Raw genomic sequence first — 9,331 nt, 5'->3', positions numbered from 1 at the left:
CTATTTTGTTTTGCTAAATTTTATCAATTAACTTATTTGTGATCAACGGATTAGTTATAAAATTAACGAAGTGTTAAAGAATTATAGAGTATCTATTCTGCAGTAAGTATGGAAAATATTACCTTTGTAGGTGATAAGAACTTAAAAAATGGAAAGATGAGATTAAATGTATCGAAGATTACATCTAATCAATTAAATATGTTTAGATAGATTCTCAAGTATAAAACAGAATCAAACTGTGTCAGCAGGCTCCTGACACAGTTTGTTTTTCTTTCTTAAGACTTATTTCCCCGCACCTGTCAGCAACTTCCCAAACAGATTCAGAATACCCGCCACACTCTCTTTATCAGGCACAGGAATCCGGAGCGTGGTCTGTCCGGTCTCCTTATCTTCTTCGACTATAGAATCCACCAATTTCTGAGTAGCCTCCGGCGAGCTGAGCGTACGAGCCAAACCGCTAAGGAAAGAAAGTCCTTGCTGAACCAATCGTTCCGGATGCTCTTCGGCGTCACTGACAGATGAATCCGAAGCCTCTTCCATCTGTTCCGATATGACCGACGGCCTTGCTTGCTCAATGGCTTCCTCTTCCGGCGATTCTACCAATTCTTTTACTACCTTTTCATCATCAGCCACTTGATTGATATTCTCCTCCTTATCATCCCAATCAATGTTACTGCCGTCCGCACGGTTATCATCCGCTATCTCAGAAGAAGCATCAGCCACCACTTTGATAGAATCCATAATCTTATCAAACTTACTGTCTTCCAAGAATATGGTATCTTCCCCATTATCCAGAATACCTTCGAACAAAGAAGTCTTAAAATTCAATGTCGACAACATCCTTTCTTCAATAGTCTGGCTGGCAACAAGATTAATCACTTGGATATTTCTCTTCTGCCCAATTCGGTAAATACGGGCTATGCGTTGTTCGAGAACCGCCGGATTCCAAGGCAAATCAAGATTAATCAATATCGAAGCCACCTGAAGATTCAGTCCGGTACTTCCCGCATCTATCGACAGGAATACACGGCTCTCCGGCAGTTCGGTAAAGCTCTCCACCAAATTCTTTCTGGCTTCGGAAGGCACTCCACCGTGAAGATATTCATAACGGACACCTAATTCATCGAGTTCTTTCGCAATAAGCCGCGTCATCCTCTCCCATTGGCTGAAAATCACAACTTTCTCGTCTCCGCTCTCAAAAACATTCTTCAGAATATTCATCGTTTCTTCTACTTTCGTATCATAACGACTTTTCTGGTCGAGAATGTAAGTACTGTCACATATCATTCTCATCTGGCTGAGCATCATCAACAAACGCTTACGGTCTTTTTCACTCAGGAAACGCGTCCTTGTCCATTTATACACCAACTGGGCTACCATGTTCTGATACTCATCATGCATATCCCGTTGTTGCTCGGTCATGGGGACAAACAGAACTTTATCCATGCGCCCCGGCAACTGAAGAGCCACGTCTTTTTTCCGGCGCCGGATAAGCACATTCTTCATCCGTTCGCCAATGGCATTCAAATTCTTATAGCTGACCACCTTACCGGTATCCGACTTGACCACCGTTTCATCGATAAACTGATAATAAGGCCCCAGACAGAACTGGTCAACAAACTGCATGATTGAATAAAGCTCTTCCAGCTTATTCTCGAGCGGAGTACCCGAAAGAATTACTGCATATTCCGATTCGATATGACGGGCATTTCTTGATATCTGCGTGTTCCAGTTCTTCAGGCGTTGCACTTCATCCATGATGAGGAAATCGGTATGCAAAGATTTGAGAATCTTTATATCATTACAAATGCTGTTGTAAGAAACTATTTTATAAGTCTCTTCCGCTTCGTAGAGTTTCTTTCTCACCAGATGATTGCCCTCTACAACAATTGCTTTGGAGTCCGTGAAACGTTCTATTTCTTTTTTCCATTGATATTTCAATGATGTAGGACATACAATGAGAACCGAAGATATGAAATGGTGAGCTTTCATCAGTTCTGCCGTTCCAATGGCCTGGATTGTTTTTCCCAAGCCCATTTCATCAGCGATAACAGACTTTCCTGCACGAAAGGCAAAACGTATACCTTCCTTTTGATAAGGATAAAGTTTGGTTTTCAACAACTTATCCAAGGCTGTATCGGAAGCATACTCAGGTAAAAGTTGTACGCGTCTCCGCTGGTCACGTTGCTCAAGAATAAACCCCAAAGCATCCGGATACCAGCGAAATGTATTATTCAACCGCACGGCATCACGAAAAAATTCGGTAACCGAATCCAACGCTTCAGGGCGCATTACTCCATCGGGAGTAAAATAAGGAGCTGCCAGGCGACGAAACTCTTCTTGATTGTCTGTCCCTATCCGCAGACATACTTTTCTTTCTCCCTGATAAGACAAATAAACGGATGTATAAGGCGGAATGTCCCGGCATACTTTGCGATGATTGTCTTCAATCCAGAGTTTCACAGCTTCCAGATGTTTACAGCTACCTAATTGGCTTGTCTTGAAATCCATGCATGAGCAGTAGTTCCACGGACTATCTTGCCCTCTGTATACTACCCTATATTCGTTACGGGTTACGGAATTGACCACGTTATAATAGCCGGGGTACTCCTTCCTGTTATGTTCGGAAATGGCAAACTTCTCTTTCATTGCCGCCTGCCTGCGCAAAGCAATCTGCCATTCCTGCAAAGTCATATTGTCCGGTCGATAATGATAGGATACCTTATTTATTGATTCTTTCGCACTTTTAGCGGTCTTATTTTTCTTTGCCATATCGTACTAAGTTTTATATTGTCCGCCAAAATTACAAAAAAAGAAGAATAAAACGGACATTACACATATGTATTTTGTATCGGTTTGTTTTCCTGAATTTATTTTTCTACTTTTGAAGCCAATCTTTATTCTTCTGCTTATGCCGGCCAATAGAAATGCCTTGATACGTTATAAAACAATTGACAACTGTCTGCGTAATCCTTACCGACGCTGGACGTTGGAAGATTTGATGGACGCCTGTTCGGATGCCCTTTACGAATATGAAGGCATCGACAAAGGAATAAGCAAACGTACCGTGCAGATGGATATACAGATGATGCGCAGCGAGAAGCTGGGTTATAACGCTCCGATTGTGGTGTACGAAAATAAATACTATAAATACGAAGACCCGGAATACAGCATTACACAAACTCCGCTGAACGAACAAGACCTGAAAACGATGTCGGAAGCCGTGGAAGTGTTGAGGCAGTTTAAAGGTTTCTCCCATTTCAAAGAAATGAGCGATATTATCAACCGCCTGGAAGACCATGTCGCTTCTGCCCGAATGAAAACCACTCCTGTCATTGACTTTGAAAAGAATGAATCATTGAAAGGACTGGATTATCTGGATACGATCTATCACGCCATTGTGAACGAGCATCCCATACGGCTGAAATACCGTTCGTTCAAAGCGCGCTCGGCCAACAGCTTTATTTTTTATCCTTATCTATTAAAAGAATATCGCAACCGGTGGTTCGTTTATGGAGTAAGGAAAAGCGGACGTATATTGCAAAATTTGGCTTTGGACAGAATACAATCACTGGAAGTTCTGCCACAGGAACATTACATAAGAAATACATTCTTCGATCCGAACACATTCTTTGACGACCTTGTCGGAGTAACCAAGAACTCAGGAAGCAAAGCGGAAAAAGTAGGTTTCAAAGTAAAGGCTGACGAAGCGCCTTACATCATAACCAAACCAATACACCGCAGTCAGCAATTGATAGAAAGATTAACCGACGGAAGTGTCATACTAGAAATTGAAGTAGTCGTCAACCACGAACTGGAACGGGTATTCTTCGGATATGCCGACGGAATACAAATTCTGTATCCGCAGACATTGATAGAATTGATGGGCAAGAAACTAAAAAGGGCTGCCGAACAATATACAACAAACTCAGAGTAAAAAACAACTGTCCTATCCGCCATTCAATAAAAGAAGAATGAAGGCCGTTTATTCCTCAAATAAAACTCTTGCACACTCATATCCTTCTTGATAAAACTCCGTCAGCTTCCGCACATCTCTCTCGATGCGGTCTACGGCAACAGGTTTCAACGGACGGATAACGATAATCTTTCCCTCGTCTTCCATACGCTCCACCATTTCCAACTGTTCATTATACACGGCACAACGACGCCCCAGCGCTTCGCGCAAATTCGGATATTTACGGTATATGAATGACGGAACGCGAATATCTTTCGAGTCTTTCCGATAACCACGATTACGGGTGAGCACAACGACATTGCGAGTGTAACCGTCGGAAATGGCACGCTGCAAAGGAATAGAGTCTACGATTCCCCCATCAAGCATCGGAATACCGTCCACATAAGCGATGGGACAAACAATAGGCAGGCTGCTGGAAGCACGGACAATGTCAATCACCCGGTTCTTGTCTTTTTTCTCTTCAAAGTAGTTGGCTTCTCCCGTCAGGCAATTCGTCGTCACCATAACGAAACGTTCGGGCGAAGCAAAATACGTCTCATAATCATACGGAAGGATGTGTTCGGGAAACTCATTGAACAGCAAATCGAAGTCGAGGATATTCCGTTTCTTGAGCAAGTACTTCAGACCGATATAATTGTATTTTTCCAGCAGGTCAATGTTGCTGTATTTGGCACGTCCCCGTTGACGGGAAGCATAGGACAGTCCATTGCACGCTCCGGCAGACACCCCTATCGCATAAGGAAAACGAATATCATGATCCATGAAATAATCGAGCACCCCGCAAGTGAACACTCCGCGCATTCCCCCGCCTTCCAACACCAAGCCGGTAAATTCATCTATTTCCAAATTCTTCATTTTTTATCTCCCCCTATTTTTATTTACCACTCTCTCTACATACTCCGTCTAATTACTGTTGGTTGCATATTTATTATAAAAACAAACAAAAGACAGATTACCCGACAAAAATAGCAAATATTCAAACAAAATCTTATTTTTTTCTGCATCAATCTATGTAACTTTAGGCTAACTTTATTGTTTTAAGTAAGAAAAGACTTAACAATAATCATACGTTTCTGCAGATTTTGTCATACAGCATAATCACCTTCTCCAAACGGACTTACCGTGCCAAGATACAGTAATATTCATTCTTTTTTTATGCAAATTGAATCCAAACGGATGGTTTTCAAAAGAGGAATCATTATATTTGTAGCCAAAACAAATTTAATATGAATATTATAAGAATGAAAAAGAGTATCCTTATTGCTGCCTGGAGCTTATGTAGCTTGGGCATGATGGCACAAGACGCAAAGCCCCAAGAGGGATTTGTATTCACGACAGTGAAAGAAAACCCTATTACTTCCATCAAGAACCAGAACCGTTCGAGTACGTGCTGGAGTTTCTCAACTCTCGGATTTGTAGAGTCAGAATTACTCCGTATGGGCAAAGGCGAGTATGACCTGGCCGAAATGTTCGTAGTGCACAAAACAATGCAAGACCGTGGCGCGAACTATGTACGTTATCACGGTGACAGTTCTTTCTCTCCGGGCGGAAGTTTCTACGATGTCATATATTGCATCAAGAACTACGGTATCGTTCCGCAGGAAGTGATGCCGGGTATCATGTACGGCGATACTCTGCCGGTACATAACGAACTGGACGCTGTTGCTTCCGGCTATATCAACGCCATCGCTAAAGGCAAACTGAGCAAGTTGACTCCAGTATGGAAAAACGGGCTGGCAGCAGTCTATGACACCTATTTAGGAAAGTGCCCGGAAAACTTCACTTACAAAGGCAAGGAATATACTCCGAAGTCCTTTGCTGAATCATTGGGATTGAATCCTGACGATTACGTATCACTGACTTCTTATACACATCATCCGTTCTATTCCCAATTCGCTATCGAAATTCAGGATAACTGGCGCAACGGTTTGTCTTACAACCTGCCTATCGACGAACTGATGGCTGTAATGGACAACGCTGTAAAGAAAGGTTATACTTTTGCATGGGGTAGCGACGTGAGCGAACAAGGATTCTCACGCGATGGTATAGCCGTTATGCCGGACGCAGCCAAAGAATCGGAACTGTCAGGTTCGGATATGGCTCGTTGGACAGGTCTGACTGCCGCCGACAAACGCAGAGAATTGTTCACCAAACCTTTCCCGGAAAAGGATATTACCCAGGAAATGCGTCAGGTCGCTTTCGACAACTGGGAAACAACAGATGACCATGGAATGGTTATCTACGGTATCGCCAAAGACCAGAACGGAAAAGAATACTTCATGGTGAAGAACTCATGGGGTAAATCCGGCAAATACAACGGCATCTGGTATGCTTCCAAAGCATTCGTAGCTTACAAGACTATGAATATTCTTGTACACAAAGATGCCCTTCCCAAAGAAATCGCAAAGAAGCTGGGGATTAAATAAAGATAACTTTTAAAATTTATAATTGATTCAGAAAGCGGCTGCATCGTGCAGCCGCTTTCTTTTTTTCTCATCTGTCATCATTTATCTATATATTACGTATCTTTACCCCCGGAAAGAAAAGATACAACCGATAAAATGAAAAAAAATATTGTACTTATTGCAATTCTATTTTGCACTGCCTTTGCACAGGCGCAAGAAGTTTTTGTAAATGCAGATTTTGTCAGCAGTTATATCTGGCGCGGTATAGACAGCGGCAATGCAAGTGTGCAACCCTCACTCGGCCTCATCTGGAAAGGACTGACTGTCTACGCCTGGGGCTCTACCGAATTTCGTGAAAAGAATAATGAGATAGACCTTTCATTGGAGTATGAGTATAAAAACCTGACTCTTTACGCCAACAACTATTTTACCCAAACAGAAGACGAGCCTTTCAAATATTTCAATTACAACTCGCACTCCACGCGCCATACTTTTGAAGTAGGAGCCGGATATATGCTCAGTGAGAAATTCCCGCTATCAGTAAGCTGGTACACTACATTTGCCGGAAACGATTATCGGGAAAATGGAAAACGCGCCTGGTCGAGCTATTGTGAACTGAGTTACCCGTTCAGTGTGAAAGACGTCGATTTAAGTATTGAAGCAGGCTTCACACCTTGGGAAAGTATGTATTCCGACAAATTCAATGTGGTCAACGTCGGACTATCCGCCACTAAAGAGATCAAAATAACGTCTGGCTTCTCATTACCTGTATTCGGAAAACTGATAGCCAATCCTTACGAAGAGCAGGTTTATTTTGTATTCGGAATAACACTCTAGCGAATTTATCTATTTAATAATTTAGCAATAATCACCCCCATGAAAAAACACTCTCTTATTTTCTGTACAGGAGTTCTTTTACTGAGCGCCTGTAATCCGGCAAAAGCACCGGAAGCTATTTTGCCTGTTCCCGAAGCCAAGCAGGTGGAATGGCAAAAGATGGAAACATATGCTTTTGTACACTTCGGACTTAACACATTCAACGACCGCGAATGGGGATACGGAGATTCCGACCCTAAAACATTCAATCCTGCCAGACTGGATTGCGAGCAATGGGTACAAACGTTTGTAAATTCGGGCATGAAAGGAGTGATCCTGACAGCCAAACATCACGACGGATTCTGCCTGTGGCCTACACAACTGACAGAATATTGCATCCGTAACACCCCGTATAAAGACGGAAAAGGCGACATCGTTCGCGAACTATCGGATGCCTGCAAGAAGTACGGCATTAAATTCGCAGTTTATCTGTCTCCCTGGGACAGGCATCAAGCCAATTACGGTTCTCCCGAATATGTAGACTACTTTTATAAGCAACTCAACGAACTGCTGACCAACTACGGTGATGTATTTGAAATCTGGTTTGACGGTGCCAATGGCGGAGACGGCTGGTATGGTGGCGCAAAAGACAGCCGTACTATCGACCGTAAGACTTATTACGATTATCCGAGAGCTTACAAAATGATTGACGAACTGCAACCACAAGCTGTTATCTTCTCTGATGGTGGTCCGGGTTGCCGCTGGGTAGGTAATGAAAAAGGATTTGCCGGAGCTACCAACTGGGCTTTCCTTCGTGCCGGAGAGGTCTATCCGGGCTATCCCAACTACCGCGAACTGCAATACGGTCACGCTGACGGCAATCAATGGGTAGCCGCCGAATGCGATGTTTCCATCCGTCCGGGATGATTCTACCACCCGGAAGAAGACGGCCGCGTGAAGACAGTAGAACAACTGACCGACCTCTACTACCGCAGCGTAGGACATAACGCAACATTGTTACTCAACTTCCCGGTCGATCGTGACGGACTGATCCATCCGACAGACTCTACCAACGCCGTAAACTTCCACCAGAACGTACAAAAACAACTGGCACACAACCTGTTGGCAGGCGTCTCTCCGAAAGCATCGGACGAACGGGACGCTGCGTTTCCTGCAAAAGCCGTAACCGACGGCGATTACAATACTTATTGGGCTACTAACGACGGAGTAACCTCTGCCACTATCGAATTTGACTTGCCTCAACCGGAGAAAATCAACCGCATGATGTTGCAGGAGTATATCCCTCTCGGACAACGTGTCAAATCATTCGTCGTAGAATATAACCAAGAAGGTGAATGGCTCCCTGTGAAACTTAACGAAGAGACCACCACCATCGGCTACAAACGTCTTCTCCGTTTTGAAACAATCACAAGCGATAAGATTCGTATCCGTTTCACCGATTCACGTGCTTGTCTTTGTATCAATAATATTGAAGCATTTTATGCAGGAGAGACTTCCGATATATACACTGCCAAAGCTGAAGAACTGAAAAGTTACCTGTTCACTCTTAGCGAGGTAGATGCGGAAGAGGCACAAAAATGTATGGATAAAAACGACCGGACTACTTGTTTCGTCAACGGGAATACAATATTGATTGACTTGGGAGAGGAACGTACTATCACTTCCTTCCATTATCTGCCCGATCAAAGTGAATATAATAAAGGTGTAATTGCAGCCTATGAAATATCTGTCGGTATGGATAGTAATGCAATCAATCAGGTAGTAGCCAAAGATGAGTTTTCTAATATAAAGAATAACCCGATTCTGCAATCTGTTTACTTTACCCCTGTCAAAGCCCGTTATGTTCAGTTGAAAGCAACGCGGATGATACAGAATGGAGAACCGATGGGATTAGCCGAAATCGGCATACAATAAAATAGCAGCGATTTAACACTTAGAGCCTGTTCAAATTTTCCTGAGATTATGTTAGATAGGCTTTACCGACCTGTTTTTATTCGTCACATAGTCTCCGTCATGCCCCTCACAACAACAGAAAGTATACTCGAAAGCAACTCTCAAAACTGTGTCGGGCAAAACTCGGAGCAGGATCTTAATAACCCACTTTTCATTCATT

5 protein-coding genes and 1 pseudogene are annotated in these 9,331 nt (G+C 43.1%); 4 read left to right on the top strand and 2 right to left on the bottom strand.

Annotated elements, in window-relative coordinates:
• Positions 1-282: 282 nt before the first annotated feature.
• Positions 283-2,772 carry a DEAD/DEAH box helicase gene (locus NSB03_RS19100; RefSeq protein ID WP_257466585.1) on the bottom strand — a complete coding sequence of 830 codons (2,490 nt, stop codon included), beginning with the start codon at positions 2,770-2,772 and terminating at the stop codon, positions 283-285.
• Positions 2,773-2,911: 139 nt separating this feature from the next.
• Between NSB03_RS19100 and NSB03_RS19095 the strand changes: the two genes are divergently transcribed.
• Positions 2,912-3,937 carry a helix-turn-helix transcriptional regulator gene (locus NSB03_RS19095; RefSeq protein WP_024988650.1) on the top strand — a complete coding sequence of 342 codons (1,026 nt, stop codon included), beginning with the start codon at positions 2,912-2,914 and terminating at the stop codon, positions 3,935-3,937.
• A 48-nt stretch (positions 3,938-3,985) separates the two neighbouring features.
• Here NSB03_RS19095 and NSB03_RS19090 read toward each other — a convergent pair whose 3' ends face one another.
• On the bottom strand, positions 3,986-4,831 hold the full coding sequence (locus NSB03_RS19090; protein WP_024988649.1) for a patatin-like phospholipase family protein: 846 nt from the start codon (positions 4,829-4,831) through the stop codon (positions 3,986-3,988).
• A 386-nt stretch (positions 4,832-5,217) separates the two neighbouring features.
• Between NSB03_RS19090 and NSB03_RS19085 the strand changes: the two genes are divergently transcribed.
• The 3 genes and pseudogenes from NSB03_RS19085 (at position 5,218) to NSB03_RS19075 (ending at position 9,132) form a co-directional block, all read left to right on the top strand.
• Positions 5,218-6,402, top strand: a complete 1,185-nt coding sequence (locus tag NSB03_RS19085; protein WP_024988648.1) for a C1 family peptidase — start codon at positions 5,218-5,220, stop codon at positions 6,400-6,402.
• A 135-nt stretch (positions 6,403-6,537) separates the two neighbouring features.
• Positions 6,538-7,218, top strand: coding sequence for a porin (locus NSB03_RS19080; protein ID WP_024988647.1), 681 nt, complete (start codon positions 6,538-6,540; stop codon positions 7,216-7,218).
• A 39-nt stretch (positions 7,219-7,257) separates the two neighbouring features.
• Positions 7,258-9,132: pseudogene (locus tag NSB03_RS19075) on the top strand (alpha-L-fucosidase).
• The last annotated feature ends 199 nt before the right edge of the window (positions 9,133-9,331 follow it).

The sequence above is a fragment of the Bacteroides acidifaciens genome (assembly GCF_024623065.1).
In the GTDB taxonomy this organism is placed as follows: domain Bacteria; phylum Bacteroidota; class Bacteroidia; order Bacteroidales; family Bacteroidaceae; genus Bacteroides; species Bacteroides acidifaciens.
This window is presented reverse-complemented; position numbering and strand designations above follow the sequence as displayed.

Coding starts and splice junctions, on each gene's coding strand:
- NSB03_RS19080 (WP_024988647.1), top strand. CDS start 6,538: ATGAAAAAAAATATTGTACTTATTGCAATTCTATTTTGCACTGCCTTT.
- NSB03_RS19090 (WP_024988649.1), bottom strand. CDS start 4,831: ATGAAGAATTTGGAAATAGATGAATTTACCGGCTTGGTGTTGGAAGGC.
- NSB03_RS19095 (WP_024988650.1), top strand. CDS start 2,912: ATGCCGGCCAATAGAAATGCCTTGATACGTTATAAAACAATTGACAAC.
- NSB03_RS19085 (WP_024988648.1), top strand. CDS start 5,218: ATGAAAAAGAGTATCCTTATTGCTGCCTGGAGCTTATGTAGCTTGGGC.
- NSB03_RS19100 (WP_257466585.1), bottom strand. CDS start 2,772: ATGGCAAAGAAAAATAAGACCGCTAAAAGTGCGAAAGAATCAATAAAT.